We start from the raw sequence: 20,272 nt of genomic DNA, 5'->3' as shown, positions 1-20,272 counted from the left end.
CGGATGGCCGAATTGTCCAGCCCGATAAAGGTCTCCTGGTGAGGACGCAGAAAAAGTAATGCGCCGAGGAGGACAAAAAGGAGGAAGCAGAAAAAAGGGAGCCTGCTTGAACTGCCTAATCCCAAAGAGCGAATGAAGTTTGTCATGTTTTGCAACGATGATGGAAGATGATTTGGATCTGTCATGTCAAACCGTGGAGCACGTCCTGAAATTTTTGAGTATTTCTTTTTACGTCGAATCGTTTTGCGTTGGCCTTTCCTCTTTTGATCAATTCCTGCCGTATATCATTGTTTTTTTCAAGGTCTCTGACGGCGTTTGCCAGTCCTTGCGGATCACGAAAGTTCTTGATGAACAAGGCACTGTCGCCCAAGTTGGACAGAAAAGGTTCAATTTGAGAGGCAATGACCGGAAGTCCATGCATCTGTGCTTCAACGGGGGTCCTGCCGAAGCCTTCAAATTCTGACAAGGAAACATAGATATCGGCTATTTGATAAAAATATGACAGTTCAATTTCACTTACGACATCGACAAAGAGAACGTTTTCAAGTTTATTTTGTAGCACCAACGAGAGATTCATTTTTCTGTTTGAGGATATAACTGGATTTCCAATCTTGATAAAGACGTAATCCTGAAGATGTTTCATAGAGAGGATAATTGTTGGAATATTTTTCCTTTCTTCTTCAGAACCTACATTTAACAAGATTTTTTTTGCAGTAAAATCATATTTTTTTGAAAGTTGTGCTTTCAGTTTGTAGCGATCTTCATGATAAATAAAGCTAGACATTTCAAAGCTGTTTTCAATTAAAATACATTTATTGTCAGGAAGATTGAATTCTTTTTGTACTATTTTTTTTGTGTAGCTCGAGACACAAATCACCGTGTGGATATGCTTCAGGTTTTGATACGCCTTGAGCAAAAAGAAAAAGTAGATTTTGTCAAAAATATTTTGATGCTTTTTCGTTAAGGTAAAATCTCTGTAATCATGAATGATATAGAGACATTTCTTGTATGGAAAAAATGGAAATAACGTTGAGAGGAGAAAGCTCTCATCAGAAAAGATTTTATGTTTATTTCTGTAAAAAATTGAAATGATCAGAGGGAAAATAAAGATTTGGTAAATATACCGTAAAGGATTGTTTGCGCCAAGTGGAATATATTTTTTTGAGATGTCCATTTTTGCGCAAAGCTCAGCAATAAATGTTTCGCAATATTTGAATATTCCAGAATTTTTGTAATCTTTTGGACCAAAGAACCAATAATATCTGTTTGGTACGCTCATTTTTGTAATTCTAATTTGTAAAATAGTTTCATGATGTAAGAATTAGGAATTAAAAGGAGGAATAGCTCAAGAAAAATTCTGAAATATGCCGCGATTATTTTTTTTTTGTGCTTTCTGAGGTAGTATTGCTTAATCATGATAGTGCTAAATATGGTCTTCTTTAGTTTTGTGCTCTTTGATTGATTTGAATTAATTCTGTATTTTATCAAGCTAACGTTCAGGTTATGACCTTTAGAGTGTTCTAAAACCCTGAACCATAAGTCCAAGTCTTCTGCCACCTCGAAATGGTGATTATAGGTTCCAGCAACCTCCAGAACACTGTTTCGTAACGTGACTGAAGGCTGAGCAAAGGGACTTTTTATGTAGATTATCCGATTTACATCATGACCGGAATACACTCGCTTGCCAATTTCTTTGGAAGCTTCGTCAATAATGACGATGTTTCCGCCGACAACTCCGAATTCTTCGTTATTCTCTAGAAATGCGACTGACGACTCAAGCCTTTTCGGAAAAGAAATGTCATCGGCATCCATAATCGCAGAATACTTTGCATGTGGAGATCGTAGAGAGAAGCATTTGTTTCTGGTTCTGGCAATGCCGAGGTTTTTATTGTTTCTGGAGATAATTATTCGCTTATCTAGGTCGGCATACTTGCGAATAATTATCCATGAGCCGTCCGTTGAGCAGTCATCAACAATAATAAATTCAAAGTGCGGAAAGGTCTGGTTGAGAATGGACTCAATAGCCTCCCCGACGAATTGCTGTGCATTGAAAACAGGCATGAGGACTGAAACAATGAAGTGTTTTTTCATGATGCCGAATTCGATTAATGCGGTTGCCGAAGGAGCCGGCACGGAGATAGTGCGTTGTCGGTCCCCAAAAAGGTTCGGCCCCGGAAGTGCATATCAAGCACCCTGTCCTGGATCGTGAGCAGCTCGCGATTGCGAGCCGTTTTTGATTTCATAAGATTCTGTACCAGGTGGACTGCGATGATTCGTGATTTATTGTATGGTGACGAGAAAATCGACGAGGCCTTGGTAGTTTTGTTTCATGTTCGTGACGAAGGTTGGGTTCGGGACCGGGAGCAGGTCCAGGAGGTTGAGGGGGAATGATTGTAAGCGGAATTCCAGGAAATCTAGCGATTCCACTGCAACTCCGGAACGAGGTCATAGTTGCCGGTGAGGTTCGCGGCAACGAGTCGAACCCGCGGTTTGTCTCCGGATTGGGTCAGGTGGCGTTGCAGCAGTTTGCTTACGGTCCGAGGAGCAAACAGGGTGCGCAAATGGCGGGAGGGATGAAGGCTGTTCTCGATGATCTTGGAGAAAAGAAAGCGTTCAAACCCAGGATCGCCGGCGTCCAGGCGTTGCAGCAGGTCCTGGGCTGAAATATTGTAATCGCCCCAGAAACATTCTCGCAGAACGATTTCGGCGCTGGCGATGCGCTGATCGGACATATTTCTCGATGTGCTCTTCAAGAATTTGTAGACCGGCTCACTTCCGGTTTGAGAACGAGTTGTCGGACGAGGTCTGTTTCACCCGTCAGTTCGTGCCGCTTGAAGGATGGGGCGGAGCCGGTGACGGCATGGCTACTTTAAGATGGTGATGATCAGGGCCGTGGACGAGGCGACCAGGCCCAGGGACCAGATCATGAAGCGGTCCAGGCGGCGGGTCAGGGCTTCAAAGCGCTTGTCCACCTGCTCGAAGCGCTTATCCATCTGCTCAAAACGTTTTTCTATTTGCTCAAATCGCTTATCCACCTGTTCAAGTCGCTTTTCTATTTGCTCAAAACGCTTGTCGATCTGTTCGAAACGTTTTTCCACCTGCTCGAAGCGGCTGTCCATGTACTTCTGCATTTCCTCGAAGCGCAGGTTGATCTGCTCCAGGAGCAGCCGGGTCAGGGCTTCGTGGGAGCGCTGGGCCTCCTCGACACGGACGATCCGCTCGATGAGCGAGGCCTGGCCGGCGCGCTTTTCCTGGAGTTCCACGAAGGCGGCCAGGCTGTCCGCGACATGCTTGTCCAGCAGGTCCCGAAAGGCTGGGCTGGAGAGGATTTCCTGGGTGATCTGATCCGTTTGCATGGATGTATCCTCGGTTTGGCGTGCCCGACAGGCTTGTCCGATTCGCTTGCCTGATTTGCTTGTCTGATTGGCTTGTCTGGGCTCGCTACGGGACCACCAACCCCGGATTGCGTTCCCCGGTGGCGGCGAAGAGGCGGGCCAGGGTGAGTTGGTAGTCGGCCATGGCGTCGGTCAGGTCGGCTTCCCCGCGGGTCAGGCGGGCCTGGGCGTCCAGGACGTCCGTGTTGGTGCCGACCTGGGCCTGGAATCGGGCTTGGGCGATGCGAAAACCTTCTCGGGCTTCTTCCAGGGCCTTGTTGGCCACCGCGATGCGGGCCGCGGTTTCGTCCAGCTTGAGATGCAGGGATTTGACGGCAAAGGAGACTTCCAGGCGCAGGTTGGCCGTCTCTTCGCGCAACCGGAGGACGTTTTGGCGGGACTGTTCCGTGGCGTAGCGGGTCCGGCCCCAGTCGAAGGCCTGCCAGCGCATATTGACGCCGGCGGTCCACCAGGGATCGGGCCGTGAGTCGGTACCGGAAACAGTGGGGTCAGTCCCGCGGCTGTACAGATCCAGGTCCGCGGAGACTTGGGGATAGAGGTCACTGGCCGTGATTTCAACGTCCTTGTCCGCGATCTCCTCGGCCTTGAGGGCCAGGATGATGTCCGGGCGCAGCCGGTACGCGGTTTCCAGGGATTCCTCGAATTGGGGCGCATAGGGCACATAGGTGAGTTCGCCGACGTAGTCTGTTTCGGTGGACAGGTCCAGATTGAGCAGGGTGTTCAGACGGGCGATCTGGGTGGCCACGGCGTTTTGGGCGATGAGCAAGTCCTGTTCGGCCCGGGCCAGGTCCACCTCGGCCTGGAGCACGTCGAACTTGGGCCGCAGTCCGACGTCGAAAAAAGCCTGAGCGTTTTGCAACTGGGACTGCAGGCGGGTGACCGAGTCCTGGGCGCTGCGGACGTTCTCCCTGGCCTTGAGCAACTCCAGAAATTGTTCCTGAATGAGCAGGATCAGGTTCAGCTCGATGTTCTCCACTTCGACCTGGGTTCGTTCCACGGTCAATTGGGCTTTTTGGTGCGTGTTCAGCAGTCGCCAGCCGGTGAACACGGGCTGGCTGAGGTTGATGTTCAGAGTCCAGGTGTCCTTGTCTCCGCCAGCTAAGGGTTTGTCATCGTAGCCAAAGCCATAGTTGGCTGAGAAAGTGGGGTAAAAAGCGGACTTGGCCGACATTTCCCCGAACTCCGCTCCGCGGAGGGCGGCGCGAACCGCGGCCATCCGTGGATTGGCCCGCAAACCTTGCCGGACGGCTTGTTCCAGGGTGAAGGCGTTGGGAACGAGGACGTCCGAGGAAATTGCGTCGGGGGAAATCGCGTCCGGAGCGCCGGCTGGTTCCATGGCTTGGCCCGGGGTCGGGGAAGCGACGAAAAACAAGGCGGACAAGAAAAATAAGAAAAAAGACGGAAAAAACGATTGCATTTTCATGGACAAGCTCTTTTGATTTTTTACCGGCTTGAGGTTACACATTCGCGTCCTTCGCGACATCCCTCCGACTATCCTAGTCGAGAGGCATCGGTCAATAATCGTCCGTCGCCCCAAGCGTCGTCAACTTCGCAACCATAAACGAGCAAGCATACGTCATGTTCCGAGCCTGGATACGGTCAAAACGATCCGAATTCGTCCGAGACATTCTGCGCGACTTTTGCCTGAGTCAGCAGGTTCTGGAGAACCAGTTCAGGATGTTTGACGCCGAGGAACGCCTGGACTTCGAGGTTCTGCGGGAAGTGTTGGGCGTGGAGATGAACAAGGGGCTGCTCTGGCGATTGAAAGACACCGCGCATCATCTGTTTCGCACGGACCGGGACGCGGACGTCCACGGTCAGTTGCTGGGGTGGTGTCTGGGATATATTTTTCATGAAACCATGAAACTGAAGGAAGACGCTTACCAACGAGAGATCTACGGAGGACGGTTTCTGGAGTTTCGACAGATCGGGCTGCGTCCGGAAGAGCGGGGCATCGTCGGGGAGCTCTCCAAGGTGGTCGACCAAACCCGGGAAAGCATGCGCCGCGAGGTGGCCAGGATTCGGTTTATTATCTCGTCCAGTCGGCAACTGTTTATTCGCTACTTGCCGGAGCACGGGGACAACGCCTTGTTGGCCCGTCTGCTCTATGACCAGAACAGCCTGGTACGCATGGCTTTTGCCCAGGACTACCAAGCTTTGATCTCTGCCCTGTATGGAGGTCGTCCCGAAAAAATGTACCACCTCGCCGCGCAAAGTCTCATGCTGGGGGGCTGGGAGCGGGAAGCGGTCCGGGCCGAGGAAGAAGGGCTGGCTCTCGTTGGGGGGAAGGAGTCCGTCACCGGCAGCGATGACGAACGAAGCGAAAGACCGTTGGAGGTACAACCATGACCGGGGCGAGGCGATTGGCCATGAATAATGATGACGTATTGCGACGCGATTTTGAACGGTTGGAAACGTACGTGGCCGAGGGCGACGCGTTGCGGGAAGCCTTTTTCTCCGCGCAGGGGGAAGAGGTGGTGCGGCTGGCGCATGTTCTGGCCGGGGCCTTGGCCCGGGGAGGCAAGATTCTGCTTTGCGGCAACGGCGGCAGCGCCGCGGACGCCCAACACCTGGCCGCGGAATTCGTGAACCGGTTTCTCATCGACCGTCGTCCGCTTCCCGCCCTGGCCCTGACCACGGACACCTCCATCCTGACGGCGGTGGGCAACGATTTCGGCTTCGATCTGGTCTTTGCCAAACAAGTACAGGCTCTGGGCCGGGAAGGCGACGTGCTGCTGGGGCTGTCCACCTCCGGCAACAGTCCGAACGTGGTCGCGGCCCTGGAAGCCGGTCGGGCCTTGGGCATGATCACCATCGGTCTGACCGGCGAGGGTGGCGGCGCGATGCAGGGGCTGTGCGATTATCTGCTGGCCGTGCCCTCGCGTCGGACGCCGCTTATTCAGGAGATTCACATCACGGTGGGGCACTTGTTGTGCTTGGTGACGGATGAAATACTGTTTGGGGAAGGGTAACGGTTCGTTGCGTAAAATATTGCTTGAGCAACTCGACTTTTGGAGCCGAAATCGAGATCGGGATCGAAATCGAGAAATTCAGTGAAATTACTCAAGCACTCGGAGAACTCGCCTGGCCCCCGGCCTGCGCCGGGTGACTTTGCGGGAAGGCCTTGCTGTTATCAGTTATTCCGGCGAAGGCCGGAATCCAGGTCTTTTTTTGTGGTCTTCGATTGCCCGGACAAATTGTGCATACATTCAAGTGTGTCATGGTTCGATTACGATTTCGATCTCGATTTGGATTTCGATTCGTGCTGCCTTGGGTGTACGCATCATAAATGGAACGGGAATTCGAATAAGCTCGATATCAAAGACGCCGGGCGAGAACAAAGCGTCCATCAAGGAGAGAATATGCCGATTTATGAATATCTGTGCGATGATTGCGAGAAAGAGTTCGAGGAACTGGTCTTTGGGGACCCCAAAGTGATCTGTCCGCATTGCGGATCAGCCAGAACGGGCAAGCTGATGTCCCGGTGCCGGCATAAATCCGGCGGCGGGGGCGACGCCGTAGGTTCGGCGGCACCGGCAAGTTCCGGTTCCGGCTCATCCTGTTCCGGGTGCTCGGCGTCCAGTTGCGCCGGGTGCCATTGAGATGGGCATGGCCATGTTGGAACGCATCACCATCGCGACCCGGGGCAGCAAGCTGGCTTTGTGGCAGGCGGAGCACGTCAAGAGCCGGTTGCTGGAGCGCTATCCCGGGCTGGAAGTGGAACTGCTGCTCATCAAAACCATGGGCGACAAGATTCAGGACGTGCCCCTGGCCAAGGTCGGCGGCAAGGGGTTGTTCGTGAAGGAAATCGAAGAGGCCCTGCTTGACGGACGGGCCGACCTGGCCGTGCACAGCATGAAGGACGTCCCGGCCGAACTGCCGGAAGGGCTGGTCCTGGGGGTCATCCCGGAACGGGAAAACATGACCGACGCCCTGTTGTCCGTGCAGTACGACGGGTTGGACGGTCTGCCCGAGGGCGCCCGGGTGGGCACCAGCAGCCTGCGTCGGCGTTGTCAGCTTCTGGCGCTGCGTCCGGACCTGAAAATCCTGAACCTGCGCGGCAATCTGGATACCCGGGTGAACAAGCTGCTGGCTGGGGACTACGACGCCATCATCGTGGCCCAGGCCGGGATGAACCGCCTTGGACTCAGCGTTCCCAAGTCCACGCCGTTGGGGCCGCCGCTGTTTCTGCCCGCCGTGGGCCAGGGGGCGTTGGGGCTGGAATACGCCCAGGACCGCGAGGATCTGGTGGAACTTTTGGGTTTTTTGAACCACCCGGACACCCACTGTTGCGTCCGGGCGGAACGGGCTTTTCTGGCTACTCTGGAGGGCGGATGCCAGGTGCCCATTGGCGGGTACGCCCACGTCAGCGCCCCGAACCGGATCACCCTGCGCGGGCTTGTGGCCGACGTGGACGGCAGGACCCTGATCCTCGAAGAGGCCACGGACAAACCCCGGGACGCCGAAGAACTGGGCCGCCGGGTGGCTCAGGCGATTCTGGATCGCGGGGGGCGGGAGATTTTGGCCGAGGTGTATGGGGCGTGAGGGGGCAGAAGGCAGGAATTCAGGAGTCAGGAGTCAGGAGTCAGGAGTCAGGAGGGAGCGATGCTCCCTCCTGGGGGTGGGGACGGGCGGAGCCTTTGATTCAGGCGGCTTTGGCTTCGAGGCTGGTGACGCGGACAGCCAGGTCTTCGACCAGAACTTTCTGAGAGATTGCCTTGTCCAGTCTCTCCCTGACCTGGATAAATTCAAATTGCAGAGCGTCGATGCGGTTGTTGCAGGTATCAATGCGTCGAGTGTTCTCCCTGATCTCCGCTTTCAGTTCCGTCCTTGTCGTGTCTATCTCCGCTTTCAGCTCTGACCGAACAGCGTCGATTTTGTCGGAAATCTCTGTACGTACGTTTTCGATTCTGCTGGTGAGGTCTGTGCGGGTTGCGCGCAATTCGTTTTCCATGTTCGTCATGCGAGCCGAGAGAGATTCCAGGGCAATGCGGTATCCGGACAACTCTCCGGTTACCGCTGACTTGAACTCTTTGAATTCCTGCCGCATTTCACCAACAATCATGTCACGGAGCTTTTCCATTCCTTTTTCCCAATCCATGGCCCACCTCCTGGTGCCGTCGCCAGTCTTTCGTGGTTTCGGCGTTGATAAGCGAACGTATTTTGGGACACATTCTCGATGATTTCAAGTCAGTGCATACTGAAGCATCTTCCGTTATGCAAGTGCGGGATCCGTCTGCCCAGCGTCCAGTGCCGAGAGCGGATGCAGATGATTGACCGGTCCGATGCCTCGGCCCAGGGGATATGCGGTGCGGATGGCTTCGTGGATGTAGTCCACGGCGTGGCCCACGGCGGTTTCCAGGTCCTGTCCGCGGCCCAGGCCCGCGGCGATGGCCGCGGAGAGGGTGCAGCCCGTGCCGTGGGTGTTCTGGTTGGACAGCCGTGGGTGCTGGAAGGCGCGCGGCTTTTGGCCGGGTACGGCCAGCCAGTCCGTGAGGATGTCGCCGGAGAAGTGGCCGCCCTTGAGCAGCACGGCTTTGGGGCCCAGGGCCAGCAGGCGTTCCAGGGCCTCGGGGACGTCCGTCTCGTCGGCAATGGTCACCTGGGCCAGCAGTTCCGCTTCCGGGCGGTTGGGGGTGATCAGGTCAGCCAGGGGCAGGAAGACCGTCTTCAGGGTTTCCACGGCCTCGGGCAAAAGCAGATTGTGGCCGCTTTTGCTCACGCAGACCGGGTCCACCACCAGAGGAAAGGATTTGTTGTTCAGTTCCCGGGCCAGGGCGCGGATCAGGTCCGCGGAAAAGAGCATTCCGGTCTTGGCCGCGGCAATGGGCAGGTCGTCCAGAACCGAACGAAGCTGCTGGACCACGAAGGCTTCCGGCAAGGGCAGGATGTCCTGAACGCCCTGGGTGTTCTGGGCCGTGAGCGCGGTGAGCACCGAGGCTCCGTAGCCGCCCAGAACGGTGAAGGTTTTCAGGTCGGCCTGGATGCCGGCGCCGCCGCTGGAGTCGGAACCGGCGATGGTCAGGAGGCAGGGCGGGATGGACATGGAGTGAACTCCTTGAGTGTGCTTGGTTGGGACGACTGATGGGATTCGCGGTGCCGCGAGGCGGCGTCGGGTATCTCGCGCCCGAGGGATTTCTGCCCGAGCTGCTGCGGGAACTGGGCGCGGTGGAAGGTGTCTTGGGACGCTTGGCGCTGTGCGCCGCGCCGTTTGCTCATCCGGTGGCTGTTCGTCCGATCACTGTTTTTCCGGCCACTGCTCTTCCGGCCACTGTTCTTCCGGCCTGGGCGCAAAATATCTGGCACGATCTTCGGGTGATCCCCTTCACGTCCATAGCCCAGGCCGCCACCGCGCTCAAGGGGTTGGGGCCGCGCTGGGCCTTGTACGACGAACACCTGCCGCGCCGGGGTCGGGCCCGCTTGATCCAGCAACGGCTGCGCGGTCCCTCTTCCCGGCCCCTGGTCTTCGGCGACCCGTTGCCCAAGCTCCCGCTTGGTTCCTGGACCCTGCTGGACGACACCACCCTGCTGGCTTCTCCCCATTGCTCCAGTCCGTTCGCCCACGGCGAGGCGCTGTTCGCGGAGGACAAGACCGGCCCGCCGAGTCGGGCCTATTTGAAGCTGTGGGAAGTGTTCACCTTGCTGGACCGGCGTCCCCGGCCGGGTCAGCTCTGCCTGGACCTGGGCTCCAGCCCCGGCGGATGGACCTGGGTGCTGCACGAGTTGGGCGCACGGGTGATCAGCGTGGACAAGGCCCCGCTGGATGCCCGACTGGCCGGACTACCGGGGATCACCTTTCGGGCTGAAAGCGCCTTTGCCCAGGACCCACAAGCCTTTGGCCCGGTGGACTGGCTGTTCTCGGACGTGGTCTGCTATCCCGAGCGCCTGCTGGCCATGGTCCGCCGCTGGCTGGACGCCGGGACGGTCCGGAACATGGTCTGCACCATCAAGTTCCAGGGAGAGACGGACTTCCAGGTCGTCGACCGGTTCCGGTCCATCCCCCACTCCCGCCTCCTGCATCTCGCGCACAACAAGCACGAATTGACCTGGGTGTGCATAGTCTGAACCTCGCCCATAGCCCATAGCCCATAGCCCATAGCCCATAGCCCATAGCCCATCACCCATTCATCATCTCCATGATCCGGTGCGCCAAATTCGTGTACCGTGTCCGGGCCGTGGCGTTTTTCAGGCCGATGGCCAGGGCTTTCTTGCCGCCCAGGATCACGGCCAAGCGTCTGGCCCGGGTCAGGCCGGTGTAGATCAGGTTGCGCTGCAGGAGCAGGAAGTGCTGGGTGAGCAGGGGCATGACCACGGCCGGATATTCGCTGCCCTGGGATTTGTGCACGCTCACGGCGTAGGCCAGGTTGAGTTCGTCCATTTCGGTCAGTTCGTAGGTCACGTCCCGGCCGTCGAATGCCACCACGGCCTGGCCTTCTTCCATATCCACCGAGGCGATCCAGCCCAGGTCGCCGTTGAATACGTCCTTGTCGTAGTTGTTGCGCGTCTGGAGCACCCGGTCCCCCACCCGCAGCTTGCGGAAGCCCACGGCGAACTCCCGGCCGCTGGGATTGAGCCGCTGCTGGAGCAGGGCGTTCAACTGCTGGGTGCCCACTTCGCCCTTGTGCATGGGCGTGAGCACCTGGATGTCCTGGCGCGGATCCAGGCCGTAACCCGCCGGGATGCGCTCGCAGACCATCCGCAGAATCATTTCCTGGACCCGTGTCGCGTCGTCCTGTTCAATCCAGAAAAAATCGGCTTCCGGCGCGGCCTTGGGCGAGTGGAGCGGAAACTGGCCCTGGTTGATGCGGTGGGCGTTGACCACGATCATGCTTTCCTGGGCCTGGCGGTAGATGTGGGTCAGCTCCGTGCTGGGCAGGGCGCCGCTTTGGAGCAGGTCGCCCAGGACGTTGCCCGGTCCCACCGAGGGAAGCTGGTTCACGTCCCCCACCAGAACGAGGCGTGCTGTCATGGGCAAGGCCCGGAGCACGGCCAGGAAAAGGTGGCAGTCCAGCATGGAGGCCTCGTCCACCACCAGCATGCCGGCCTTGAGCATTTTTGTGTCGTTGATGGCGAAACCGCCATCCGGCGCGTACTGGAGGAGGCGGTGCAGGGTGGAGGCCGGGGTGCGGGTGGCCTCGGAGAGGCGCTTGGCGGCCCGGCCCGTGGGCGCGGCCAGCTTGACCGTGATGCCCAGCTCGGCAATGGCTTCGACCACGAACCGGGTGATGGTGGTCTTGCCCGTGCCCGGGCCGCCGGTGAGGATGAAGACCTTGTTCAGACAGGCGTCCTCCACGGCCTGGCGCTGCTGCGGCGAGAGGGTGATCCGGTGCCGGGCCTCCAGCTGCTTGAGCACGACGCGCAGTTTCTTGGCGTCCAGGCCCGTGGGGTGCTCGATCAGGGCTTGCAGGCGTTGGGCGATTTCCTTTTCCCAGCGGTGAAAATGGCCCAGGTAGACCACCGTGCCCAGTCCCTGGGCCGGGAGTTCCTCCAGGATCACCCGCTTGCGCTCCTTGAGCACCTCCAGTGCCCCGTGAAGGCTTTCCGTCGGCGTGCCGCCCAGCAGGGCGGAGGTTTTTTCCAGCAGTTCGTCCAGTGGCGCGAAAAGATGCCCGGATTCGCTGAACTGGAAGAGCACGAAAATCAGGGCCGCTTCCAATCGCTCCCGGCAGTCCTGGGCAAACCCCAGTTTCAGAGCGATGACGTCCGCGGTCTTGAAACCGATGCCGTGGACCTCGTAGGCCAGATCATACGGGTTCTCGCGCACCTTGTGCAGGGCCTGGGGGCCGTAATGGCGATGGATGCGGGCGGCCAGGGCCGGGGAGACGTCGTGTTCCTGGAGAAAAAGGATCAGGGCCCGGACATGGTGCTGCTCTTCCCAGGACTGGACGATTTTTTTCAACTTGGACGGACCGATGCCGTCCACCCGCAGGAGCTGGTCCGGGTCCGTGTCGATGATGTCCAGGGTCTTGTCCTTGAACTGCTTGATCAGCCGCTCGGCCAGGGTCGGGCCTACGCCCTTGAGTTGCCCGGAGGCCAGATAGCGACGAATGGCGTTGACCCCGGCCGGAAGCAGCGGCTCGGCCGTTTCGATCTGGAACTGTCGTCCGTACTTGGGATGCTCCTTCCACCGGCCGGAGAGGTTGAGCGTCTCTCCGGGTTTGACCTGGACCACGTTGCCCACCGCGGTTATAATCCCCGGTTCGTTCCGGACCTTGATCCGGAGCACGGCGTAGCCGTTCTCCGGGTTGAAGAAGGTCACGCCGTTGACCTCGGCATTCAGGGTGACGGAGCTGGTCGGTTGGGTGTGGCTGGGAAGAGGCATCACTGAAAGCGCTGGAGACGAAGAGGTCGGTTACAAAGGTATGTGAAGAATCTGGTCTTGATATTCTTCGAGTTGCGTTGCTTCCCAGATCAAGATCAGATCGTCAATGACTTCCGCGAATGATGAGCTGGGACGCAAGGTTATGATTCCGGGCACATGCCGTCCTTGCTGAAGGTGCTCACGTAAATGGTCCGGCATGGATTTGCGGTTCCTGGTAATCAGGGTAAATCCGTGGTCCTCGATCCATTCAAGTATCGCCGGGTCCAAGGTTCCTCTTTGAGGCGCACCGGGATCACCGACCATCATGACGACCAGCTCCGGTTTCCGGCGTCGGAGCTGGTCGGCAAGAGCCCTGGCGGTATTTTCGTCGATGAGAAATTTGCGCGGATTCATGCGGCTTTAGAGTGAAGGGCTTCATGATTTTTTTTGATTGCTTGAAGCCGACGGACCAAGGGGGATGGGCTTTGCTGCTGGTTTTTCCACTCATCCTCCGCGTACTTTTTCCAGGCGGAGAGATAGCGATCGATTTCGGTTTGGTTATGGAGATAGAACGTGATGGTCGCATAAACCTCCTCCAGGGAGACCGATGGGTAGCGAAGTGAGATTTCTTCCGGACTGAAGGCGTTCAGGTAATCTTCCAAAATGGTTTCGATTCCTACCCGGGTACCTTTGACGCGAATGTCTCCGTCCGTGATAAAATCAAAGAAATCAAGGCTGTTGAACTGTTTCATGGCGGTCCTCCTTGCGACTTGTTTCGATGCGTAGGTATTGTCGCTTTTCAGGACGAGGCTTTCTCAAATCACTGTCAATTCCCCGTCAATTTATACTTTTTCAGCTTGTATTGCAGCAGGCTCTTGGAGATGCCGAGCATGTCCGCAGTTTTGACCTGGACGAAGTTGGTGTGGACCAGGGCGCGGCGGATCAGGGCGGCTTCGATTTTTTCCAGGGTGTCGGCCAGGTTCAGACGGGCCGGGAGCAGGTCCACGGCGCTTTTGAACTGGGCCTCCTCGTCCTTGATCTCGGGCGGCAGGTCGTCCGCCCGGATCATCTCGTCCCCGGCCATGACCACGCAGCGCTCCACCACGTTCTCCAGTTGCCGGACGTTGCCCGGCCATTCGTAGGCCGTGAGATAGTCGATGGCGTCCGCGGTGAAGCCTTTGACGTGACCGGCATTTTCTCCGGCGTTTTCCTCGGAGAATTTTTTCAGAAAATGGGCCGCCAGCAGCGGGATGTCCTCCCGGCGCTCCCGCAGGGGCGGCAGGGGAACCTGGACCACGTTCAGGCGGTAGAAGAGGTCCTCGCGGAACTGGCCGGACTGGATCGAGGCCTGCAAGTCCTTGTTGGTGGCCGTGACGATCCGGATGTCCACGCTGATGAGCTCGGATCCGCCCACCCGTTCGAAGCTGCGCTCCTGGAGCACGCGCAGGAGCTTGACCTGCAAATCCTGGGACAATTCGCCGATTTCATCCAAAAACAGCGTGCCCCCGTGGGCCAGTTCAAAGCGGCCGCGCTTGCGGGCCACGGCTCCGGTGAAGGAGCCTTTTTCATGGCCGAACAGCTCGCTTTCCAGGACTCCGGGGTTCAGGGCCATGCAGTTTACGGAAATGAACGGCCCTTTTTTGCGCGGGGAGGTGAAATGGATGGCCTTGGCGATGAGTTCCTTGCCGGTCCCGGATTCCCCGGTGATCAGGACCGTGCTCTTGCTGGGCGCGGCCCGGTCGACCATGTCCAGAACCCGCCGCATGGCCTTGCTCCGACCAATGATCTGGTGCACGCCGTAGCGTTGCTCCAGGTTCTCGGAAAGCAGGCTGTAGCGGCGCTGAGCTTGGGCCAGTTGCGCGGCCTTGCGCACGGAGAGAGTTATTTCATCGTTGGCAAAGGGCTTGGTGATGTAGTCGAAGGCTCCGTGACGCATGGCCACCACCGCGGTATCGATGGACCCGTAGGCGGTCATGATCAGCACCGGAATGTGCGGGTAGTTTTTCTGAACGTGGGCCAGCACGTCCTGGCCGGACATCTTGGGCATCTTCATGTCCGTGATGATCACGTCCACTTCGGATTCCTCCAGATAGGCCAAGGCCAGTTCCGGGTCCTGGAGAGCGGTGACGGTGTAGCCTTCGTCGCCGAGCAGGGTTTCCAGCAGCAGCAGATAGTTTTGTTCGTCGTCGAGTACGAGAACGTGGTTGGACATGTCAGCTCTCCCCTTCTGGAAAAAACATTCGGACTTCCGCGCCGCCCTGGGGATGGTTGGCCAGTTCGAGCCGGGCGTCATGGCTGCGCAGGATGCTGTTGACGATGGACAGGCCGAGCCCCGTACCTTTTTCCTTGGTGGTGAAGAAGGGGTCCAGGATTTTGTCCGTGAGCTGCACAGGGATCCCGGGTCCGGTGTCCCGGATGGTCAGCGTGACGCCCGCGGAATCTTTTTGCGTGGAAATATGGATGGCCCCGGGGCCGTTCATGGCTTGCAGGGCGTTGGCCAGGATGTTGTAGACGGCTCGGTAGAGCAAGTCCTTGTCACCCATGACCGCCAGCCCGGCGGTGTCGGTTCGGTGGACCTCCACGCCTTTTTCGGCCATCTCGTGTTCCCAGAAGGCCAGGACCTGGTCCAGGACATGGGACAGGTCGACATTGGTCTTGTTCGGGGCCTTGGGCCGGGCATAGTCCAGAAAGTCGTTCACGGTCTGGGAGAGTCGCAGGGACTCGTCGAAAATCGCCTTGAGCAGGCGGGTTTGCTGCGGATCTCCCGCTCCCTCGCGGTTTTGGGAGCGCTTCATGAGCAGTTCGGCCGTGCTGCGGATGATGCCCAGGGGGTTGCGGATCTCGTGGGCGATGCTGGCCACGGTCCGTCCCATGCTGGCCAGCTTTTCATTCTGGTGCAGTTCCCTCTCCAAACGCTCCTTTTCTTCAGCCCGCTTGGCAATGGTCCCGGCGGCCCGGCGAATGATCAGGTAGAGCACGGAGAAGAGCACCAGGGACGAGGCGAAGGAGGCGGCCAGGATCATAAGCTGAAACAGGAGCACGGCTTCGTAGTCGTCGGTGATGTCCTGGGTGAATTCCAGTGCGCCCATGATCGGCCCCGGCCCGGTCACCGGGTCGAACCCGCGCTCGGCCCGCAACGGGTAGATGGTCCGCAGAACGAAGCTTTCCGGGGCCAGTTCGAGGGAGAACATGGCCCACCAGGAAGAGACGCGGCTGACCAGCTCAAAACTGGAAACGCCCGGGTCCAGGGCTTGCCGCACGGCCTTGCCCGCGGCCTCGGTCTTGCCCACCAATTCCTGATTGGTGGAGTAGGCGATTTGGTGGTCGAAGTCGTAGATGCGGACTTCCAGGACGTGGAAGCTGTGGATCGTGGACAACACGATCTGGTCCAGCCGCTCGTACTGGGCAGGATTGCGCAGCTCGATCCGACCAAAGCCGATCACCGTGGGCAGGGTGAAGCGCTGGAAAATCTGATGGTTCAGGTTTTCGGCCAACAGAATGGCGAACTCCTGGTTCTTTTCCAGCATGGTCTGGCGGGCGGAGTTGGCGATGAACACGGACAGCAGCAGGTTCACCGCCAGGATCAGGACCAGCGAACTCCATGACAAGAATTTGACGGGCTGAAACGGCCTGGGGCCGAAGGTGATCTTGGTTTTCAAGGGTGATTACGCGTCCAGCAGGGCGTTCCGGACCAGGTCCAGGGCCGTGACCAGGGTTTCATCGTCCAGGGCGTAGGAGAAGCGCACGCAGCGATCGTCGCCAAAAGCGACTCCAGGGACCAGGGCCACGCCGGCCCGCTCCAGGATGTACGTGCACAAGGCCGCGGAATCGTTTCGGTCCTTGGTGAACAGGGCGTCCAGCCGAGGGAACAGGTAGAAGGCCCCGTCCGGCTTGGGGCAGACCACCCCGGGCCAGGAGGCGATCTTCTCCAGGGCCAGATCCCGGCGGCGCTGGAATGCGACGCGCATTTCCCGGAGGCTGTCCATGGGGCCGGTCAGGGCGGCCAGGGCGGCCTTCTGGGTGATGGAGCAGACGTTGGACGTGCTCTGGCCCTGGATGCGGACCATGGCCTTGATCAGATCCGGGTGGGCCAGGACGTAGCCGATCCGCCAGCCGGTCATGGCCATGGACTTGGACAGACCGTTGACCACCGCGACCTTGTCCGGAAATTTGACCCACCAGGAGACCGCGCTGCTGGGGCGGGCCGGCGGATAGACCAGTTGGTCGTAGATTTCATCGGAGATTACGAAGATGTCCCGCTCCAGGGCCCAGCCGATCAGGGCGTCCAGTTCGTCCTGGGAATAGTGGCAGCCCGTGGGGTTGGAGGGGGAATTGAGCAGGAGCACTCTGGCGCCTTGGGCACCCTGGGCCCCTTGGGGGGCGTGGCGCTCCAGGTCTTCCGGGGTGATCAGAAAGCGCCGCTCCGGCGTGGAGGGGATGATGGTCGGCTTGCCTTCGGCCAGCAGAACCATGGGCGGATAACTGACCCAGTAGGGCGCGGGAATCAGCACCGGGTCGCCGGGCTCCAGCAAGGCCTGGAACAGGTTGTACAGGGCATGCTTGCCGCCGTTGCAGATCATGGTCGCCTCGGCGGGCAGCTCGTCCTGGCCGGCGATCCCGGCGAAGTAGCCGGCCACGGTCTTGCGCAGGGCCGGAATGCCGGGTACCGGGGTGTAGCGGGTGAACCCCTCGTCCAGGGCATCCTTGGCCGCTTGGCGGACATGCTCGGGGGTGGGAAAGTCCGGTTCGCCGACGGCCAGGCTGATGATCTTTTTTCCTTGGGCCGTCAGTTCCTGAGCTTTGGCGTTCACGGCCAGGGTGGCCGACGGTGGAATGGAGCGAATTTTTTTGGCGATATGCATGGGTTCTCCTGAAAAATGAAATTGACGGACGGCGATGGTCCGGTAGTAAGCCGTGAAACACGGTTTTGTAACTCCAAAGGTCGGCCCAGCACAAGGCCCGCCGGGCTGTTTTTCAGCTCGCGTATTGACCAGCGCGGTTGAACAATTCAAGGTGGGCGTTTTGAAAGGAGTCAGGAGTAAAACGAAGGCGGATGGGGGATGAATGTGACGACGGGAGTGGATGTCCATGAGGGCGAGGAGTGTGCGGCGGATTTGCATGAGCGGTATGCGCGAACCCGGCGAATGGTCGCCGAACTCGCCGTCCGCCATGGCCGAAAACCGGAGGAGGTCCGGATCGTCGCCGTGTCCAAGTATCAGCCCGCGGCTGCCGTGGCGACCCTGGCCGAAGCGGGGCAGCGCGACTTCGGCGAAAACTACGTCCAAGAGGCCCTGGCCAAGCAGCGGGAAATCCGTCGTCCGGATTTGCGATGGCACTTTTTGGGCAGGTTGCAACGCAATAAGGCCAAGTACCTGCCCGGAAACTTTATTCTGTTTCATAGTCTCGATAATGCGGTGTTGGCTTTGGATTTGCATGAAAGATTCCAAGCCAAAAGCCAAGTGCTGGATGTCCTCATTCAGGTGAACCTCGGAGACGAGCGGCAAAAAGGCGGGATAGCTCCGGAAGAGCTTTCGAACCTGGTGGAGCATGTCGGCGGGTTGTCCGGATTGGCTTTGCGCGGCTTGATGGCACTGCCGCCCTTTGAATTGGATTTGGCGCATAAGCAGCGCCTCTTCAGTGAACTTAGGAAGCTGCGGGATGCTGTACGGCGGCAGACCGGGCTCGCGTTACCGGAGCTTTCCATGGGCACGACGGATGATTTTCCCCAGGCCATTGCCGAAGGGGCGACCATGGTGCGGATCGGGACGCGGATTTTCGGCGAGCGCCCGACGCGGGTTGCGTCGTGACCAGGGAAGGCGAAAAAAGTAAAAATCTAAAACGTGGGCGCGGCCTGGCCGTTTGGGGCCGCGTGAGGTAAAAGGAATTGAGGGTCCCTTATGGATCTGGCGACGATCATCGGGGTAGTGCTTTCTTTTGGGCTGGTCATTTCCGCGATCATGATGGGCAGCAGCCTGTTCGTGTTCGTGTCGATTCCTTCGCTCTTGATCGTGGTCGGCGGGACCATCGGGGCGACCCTGGTCCACTACCCGCTGGGCCATATTCTCGGCGTGACCGGCGTGGTCAAGAACTGCTTTTTCAATCAATTGCCCAAGCCCGGCGACACCATCGGCCAGTTTCTGGACTATGCCAACCGGGCGCGCAAGGAGGGGATTCTTTCCCTGGAGCCCCTGCTCAAGGAGATCGACGACGCTTATCTCCGCAAGGCCATGCAGCTCACGGTGGACGGGGTGGAGCCGCAGATGATTCAGGACATCATGGAAACGGAAATCGCCTACCTGCAGGAACGCCATGAGACCGGGGCGGACATTTTCGCGGCCATGGGCATGTACGCGCCGGCCCTGGGGATGATCGGCACGGTCATCGGGCTGGTCCAGATGCTGCAAAGCATGGACGACCCGTCGGCCATCGGGCCGGCCATGGCCGTGGCCTTGATCACCACGTTCTACGGCGCGGTTTTGGCCAACCTGGTCTTCAACCCTCTTTCCGGCAAACTGAAAACCCGCAGCAAAGAGGAAGTGCTGCTCCGGGAATTGGCCCTGGAGGGCATTTTGTCCATTTCCCGAGGAGAAAACCCCAGGATCATCGAAGAAAAATTGAACGGTTTTCTGCCTCCCAAAGTGCGCACCCAGTCGGACTGATGCCGAGCTGGACCGGATATTTCCATGGGCAAGAAGCGGGAAAAAAAGAAGGCCGCACCGCAAACTCCCGGTTGGCTGCTGACCTTCACGGGTTTGATGATCCTGATCATGGCGTTTTTCGTCTACCTGGTGACCAACGCCTCCTTGATGGATGAGCGCAGGATTCGACTGGCTCTCGGTTCGTTACTGGGCACGTTCGGGATGACTCAGGCCAAGCCGGACGTCCTGGGCGTCCAGGAAAGTTTGGAATCCGCCCATCCCGGGCCGATTCCCCCGGATCGGGATCTGGCCGCACTCAAGGAACTGCTCTGGGACGACATCGAGGAGGACTTGCAGTTCGTCAGCAACCGGTTCGTGCAGATTTTCAGCGTGAATACGGCGGTCTTGTTTCCCTCCGGAGAAACGGACCTATCGCCCGGGGGCAGAGCGTTTTTGCGACAGGTGGTTCCGGTGCTGCGCGTGGTCGAGGCTCCCGTGCAGATCGCCGGGCATACCTCGGTGTTGCGGGATGAGTTCGAGGCGATCTACCAGACGGCGATGTCTGACGAAGTTCCGGATCCATCCTGGACCTTGTCCTTGTTCCGGGCGATGAGCGTGTACCGTTTTCTTTTGGAGCAAGGCGTTCCCGTGGAAAACCTGCGCATGGAAGGACTGGGGCGGTTCCAGCCGCGGGAAAGCCCGCAAACGCCGCAAGGACGTCGCGCCAACAGAAGGGTGGACTTTATTCTGGATCGACGCAACGAAACCTGGACGCCGCGCTTGGCCCGACCGGATGCGAGCACCATGCCGGAGGAATATATTTACAGGGACTTTATTTTCCGGTTTCCCGATGCGCCGGACAACTCCCCGCGACCTTAGCAGTCCGTTGAAAAACTCCCAATTGCTGCGTCGCTGCAAAAAGTTCAAACTCTCACGTA

Annotated in this window: 21 protein-coding genes; 8 read left to right on the top strand and 13 right to left on the bottom strand. The window is 58.3% G+C overall.

Annotated elements, in window-relative coordinates; all coding sequences use genetic code 11:
- Positions 1–181: 181 nt before the first annotated feature.
- From AC559A_RS07195 to AC559A_RS07175, 5 genes are all read right to left on the bottom strand, one after another.
- Positions 182–1,279: a glycosyltransferase gene (locus AC559A_RS07195; protein WP_498817119.1), complete on the bottom strand. Its 1,098-nt coding sequence runs from the start codon at positions 1,277–1,279 to the stop codon at positions 182–184.
- Complete coding sequence (locus AC559A_RS07190) at positions 1,276–2,091, bottom strand: glycosyltransferase family 2 protein (protein WP_498817117.1); 816 nt, start codon at positions 2,089–2,091, stop codon at positions 1,276–1,278. Before AC559A_RS07190 ends, AC559A_RS07195 begins: the two co-directional genes overlap by 4 nt.
- 323 nt (positions 2,092–2,414) lie before the next feature.
- Positions 2,415–2,732: a hypothetical protein gene (locus AC559A_RS07185; protein WP_498817115.1), complete on the bottom strand. Its 318-nt coding sequence runs from the start codon at positions 2,730–2,732 to the stop codon at positions 2,415–2,417.
- A 132-nt stretch (positions 2,733–2,864) separates the two neighbouring features.
- Positions 2,865–3,356, bottom strand: a complete 492-nt coding sequence (locus AC559A_RS07180) for a hypothetical protein (RefSeq protein ID WP_498817113.1) — start codon at positions 3,354–3,356, stop codon at positions 2,865–2,867.
- Positions 3,357–3,441: 85 nt separating this feature from the next.
- Positions 3,442–4,818 carry a TolC family protein gene (locus AC559A_RS07175; protein WP_498817112.1) on the bottom strand — a complete coding sequence of 459 codons (1,377 nt, stop codon included), beginning with the start codon at positions 4,816–4,818 and terminating at the stop codon, positions 3,442–3,444.
- 155 nt (positions 4,819–4,973) lie between these two features.
- On the opposite strand from AC559A_RS07175, the gene AC559A_RS07170 reads away from it, so the two are divergent.
- The 4 genes from AC559A_RS07170 to hemC all read left to right on the top strand — a co-directional run bounded on the left by AC559A_RS07170 (position 4,974) and on the right by hemC (position 7,940).
- A complete protein-coding gene (locus AC559A_RS07170; protein ID WP_498817110.1) occupies positions 4,974–5,744 on the top strand; it encodes a hypothetical protein in 771 nt (256 codons plus the stop codon).
- 20 nt (positions 5,745–5,764) lie between these two features.
- Positions 5,765–6,367, top strand: coding sequence for a D-sedoheptulose 7-phosphate isomerase (locus tag AC559A_RS07165; protein WP_498817108.1), 603 nt, complete (start codon positions 5,765–5,767; stop codon positions 6,365–6,367).
- Between the two features lie 390 nt (positions 6,368–6,757).
- A complete protein-coding gene (locus tag AC559A_RS07160) occupies positions 6,758–6,997 on the top strand; it encodes an FmdB family zinc ribbon protein (protein ID WP_084031997.1) in 240 nt (79 codons plus the stop codon).
- A gap of 13 nt (positions 6,998–7,010) precedes the next feature.
- A complete protein-coding gene (hemC, locus tag AC559A_RS07155; RefSeq protein ID WP_498817165.1) occupies positions 7,011–7,940 on the top strand; it encodes a hydroxymethylbilane synthase in 930 nt (309 codons plus the stop codon).
- Positions 7,941–8,040: 100 nt separating this feature from the next.
- Here hemC and AC559A_RS07150 read toward each other — a convergent pair whose 3' ends face one another.
- A complete protein-coding gene (locus tag AC559A_RS07150; RefSeq protein ID WP_498817106.1) occupies positions 8,041–8,496 on the bottom strand; it encodes a hypothetical protein in 456 nt (151 codons plus the stop codon).
- A 114-nt stretch (positions 8,497–8,610) separates the two neighbouring features.
- The gene (thiD, locus tag AC559A_RS07145; RefSeq protein WP_498817104.1) at positions 8,611–9,441 is read right to left on the bottom strand and encodes a bifunctional hydroxymethylpyrimidine kinase/phosphomethylpyrimidine kinase; all 831 of its coding nucleotides are present in this window, start codon (positions 9,439–9,441) and stop codon (positions 8,611–8,613) included.
- Between the two features lie 38 nt (positions 9,442–9,479).
- On the opposite strand from thiD, the gene AC559A_RS07140 reads away from it, so the two are divergent.
- Positions 9,480–10,460: an SAM-dependent methyltransferase gene (locus AC559A_RS07140; protein ID WP_498817102.1), complete on the top strand. Its 981-nt coding sequence runs from the start codon at positions 9,480–9,482 to the stop codon at positions 10,458–10,460.
- A 52-nt stretch (positions 10,461–10,512) separates the two neighbouring features.
- On the opposite strand, the gene recD2 is transcribed toward AC559A_RS07140, so the two are convergent.
- From recD2 to AC559A_RS07110, 6 genes are all read right to left on the bottom strand, one after another.
- The gene (gene recD2, locus AC559A_RS07135) at positions 10,513–12,717 is read right to left on the bottom strand and encodes an SF1B family DNA helicase RecD2 (RefSeq protein WP_498817100.1); all 2,205 of its coding nucleotides are present in this window, start codon (positions 12,715–12,717) and stop codon (positions 10,513–10,515) included.
- A 30-nt stretch (positions 12,718–12,747) separates the two neighbouring features.
- Positions 12,748–13,110: a DUF5615 family PIN-like protein gene (locus tag AC559A_RS07130; protein WP_498817098.1), complete on the bottom strand. Its 363-nt coding sequence runs from the start codon at positions 13,108–13,110 to the stop codon at positions 12,748–12,750.
- The gene (locus AC559A_RS07125) at positions 13,107–13,448 is read right to left on the bottom strand and encodes a DUF433 domain-containing protein (protein WP_498817096.1); all 342 of its coding nucleotides are present in this window, start codon (positions 13,446–13,448) and stop codon (positions 13,107–13,109) included. Before AC559A_RS07125 ends, AC559A_RS07130 begins: the two co-directional genes overlap by 4 nt.
- 74 nt (positions 13,449–13,522) lie before the next feature.
- On the bottom strand, positions 13,523–14,908 hold the full coding sequence (locus AC559A_RS07120) for a sigma-54-dependent transcriptional regulator (protein WP_498817094.1): 1,386 nt from the start codon (positions 14,906–14,908) through the stop codon (positions 13,523–13,525).
- 1 nt (position 14,909) lies between these two features.
- The gene (locus AC559A_RS07115) at positions 14,910–16,355 is read right to left on the bottom strand and encodes an ATP-binding protein (RefSeq protein WP_498817092.1); all 1,446 of its coding nucleotides are present in this window, start codon (positions 16,353–16,355) and stop codon (positions 14,910–14,912) included.
- A gap of 6 nt (positions 16,356–16,361) precedes the next feature.
- Positions 16,362–17,558 (bottom strand): pyridoxal phosphate-dependent aminotransferase, encoded by a 1,197-nt coding sequence (locus tag AC559A_RS07110; protein WP_498817090.1) that lies wholly within the window; start codon positions 17,556–17,558, stop codon positions 16,362–16,364.
- 198 nt (positions 17,559–17,756) lie between these two features.
- Here AC559A_RS07110 and AC559A_RS07105 point away from each other — a divergent pair, with 198 nt between their 5' ends.
- From AC559A_RS07105 to AC559A_RS07095, 3 genes are all read left to right on the top strand, one after another.
- Positions 17,757–18,503, top strand: coding sequence for a YggS family pyridoxal phosphate-dependent enzyme (locus AC559A_RS07105; protein ID WP_498817088.1), 747 nt, complete (start codon positions 17,757–17,759; stop codon positions 18,501–18,503).
- A gap of 90 nt (positions 18,504–18,593) precedes the next feature.
- Positions 18,594–19,355: a motility protein A gene (locus AC559A_RS07100; protein WP_028572272.1), complete on the top strand. Its 762-nt coding sequence runs from the start codon at positions 18,594–18,596 to the stop codon at positions 19,353–19,355.
- A gap of 24 nt (positions 19,356–19,379) precedes the next feature.
- Positions 19,380–20,213 carry an OmpA/MotB family protein gene (locus AC559A_RS07095; RefSeq protein ID WP_051434551.1) on the top strand — a complete coding sequence of 278 codons (834 nt, stop codon included), beginning with the start codon at positions 19,380–19,382 and terminating at the stop codon, positions 20,211–20,213.
- Positions 20,214–20,272: the final 59 nt, after the last annotated feature.

This window comes from Desulfonatronum zhilinae (genome assembly GCF_900182865.1).
In the GTDB taxonomy this organism is placed as follows: Bacteria; Desulfobacterota; Desulfovibrionia; order Desulfovibrionales; family Desulfonatronaceae; genus Desulfonatronum; species Desulfonatronum lacustre.
The sequence above is the reverse complement of the archived record's forward strand: the minus strand, read 5'-3'. Positions and strand labels throughout refer to the sequence as shown.

Excerpts from the sequence above, each read along its gene's own strand:
- AC559A_RS07195 (WP_498817119.1), bottom strand. The coding sequence starts at position 1,279 with ATGAGCGTACCAAACAGATATTATTGGTTCTTTGGTCCAAAAGATTAC.
- AC559A_RS07190 (WP_498817117.1), bottom strand. The coding sequence starts at position 2,091 with ATGAAAAAACACTTCATTGTTTCAGTCCTCATGCCTGTTTTCAATGCA.
- AC559A_RS07185 (WP_498817115.1), bottom strand. The coding sequence starts at position 2,732 with ATGTCCGATCAGCGCATCGCCAGCGCCGAAATCGTTCTGCGAGAATGT.
- AC559A_RS07180 (WP_498817113.1), bottom strand. The coding sequence starts at position 3,356 with ATGCAAACGGATCAGATCACCCAGGAAATCCTCTCCAGCCCAGCCTTT.
- AC559A_RS07175 (WP_498817112.1), bottom strand. The coding sequence starts at position 4,818 with ATGAAAATGCAATCGTTTTTTCCGTCTTTTTTCTTATTTTTCTTGTCC.
- AC559A_RS07170 (WP_498817110.1), top strand. The coding sequence starts at position 4,974 with ATGTTCCGAGCCTGGATACGGTCAAAACGATCCGAATTCGTCCGAGAC.
- AC559A_RS07165 (WP_498817108.1), top strand. The coding sequence starts at position 5,765 with ATGAATAATGATGACGTATTGCGACGCGATTTTGAACGGTTGGAAACG.
- AC559A_RS07160 (WP_084031997.1), top strand. The coding sequence starts at position 6,758 with ATGCCGATTTATGAATATCTGTGCGATGATTGCGAGAAAGAGTTCGAG.
- hemC (WP_498817165.1), top strand. The coding sequence starts at position 7,011 with ATGTTGGAACGCATCACCATCGCGACCCGGGGCAGCAAGCTGGCTTTG.
- AC559A_RS07150 (WP_498817106.1), bottom strand. The coding sequence starts at position 8,496 with ATGGATTGGGAAAAAGGAATGGAAAAGCTCCGTGACATGATTGTTGGT.
- thiD (WP_498817104.1), bottom strand. The coding sequence starts at position 9,441 with ATGTCCATCCCGCCCTGCCTCCTGACCATCGCCGGTTCCGACTCCAGC.
- AC559A_RS07140 (WP_498817102.1), top strand. The coding sequence starts at position 9,480 with ATGGGATTCGCGGTGCCGCGAGGCGGCGTCGGGTATCTCGCGCCCGAG.
- recD2 (WP_498817100.1), bottom strand. The coding sequence starts at position 12,717 with ATGCCTCTTCCCAGCCACACCCAACCGACCAGCTCCGTCACCCTGAAT.
- AC559A_RS07130 (WP_498817098.1), bottom strand. The coding sequence starts at position 13,110 with ATGAATCCGCGCAAATTTCTCATCGACGAAAATACCGCCAGGGCTCTT.
- AC559A_RS07125 (WP_498817096.1), bottom strand. The coding sequence starts at position 13,448 with ATGAAACAGTTCAACAGCCTTGATTTCTTTGATTTTATCACGGACGGA.
- AC559A_RS07120 (WP_498817094.1), bottom strand. The coding sequence starts at position 14,908 with ATGTCCAACCACGTTCTCGTACTCGACGACGAACAAAACTATCTGCTG.
- AC559A_RS07110 (WP_498817090.1), bottom strand. The coding sequence starts at position 17,558 with ATGCATATCGCCAAAAAAATTCGCTCCATTCCACCGTCGGCCACCCTG.
- AC559A_RS07105 (WP_498817088.1), top strand. The coding sequence starts at position 17,757 with ATGAATGTGACGACGGGAGTGGATGTCCATGAGGGCGAGGAGTGTGCG.
- AC559A_RS07100 (WP_028572272.1), top strand. The coding sequence starts at position 18,594 with ATGGATCTGGCGACGATCATCGGGGTAGTGCTTTCTTTTGGGCTGGTC.
- AC559A_RS07095 (WP_051434551.1), top strand. The coding sequence starts at position 19,380 with ATGGGCAAGAAGCGGGAAAAAAAGAAGGCCGCACCGCAAACTCCCGGT.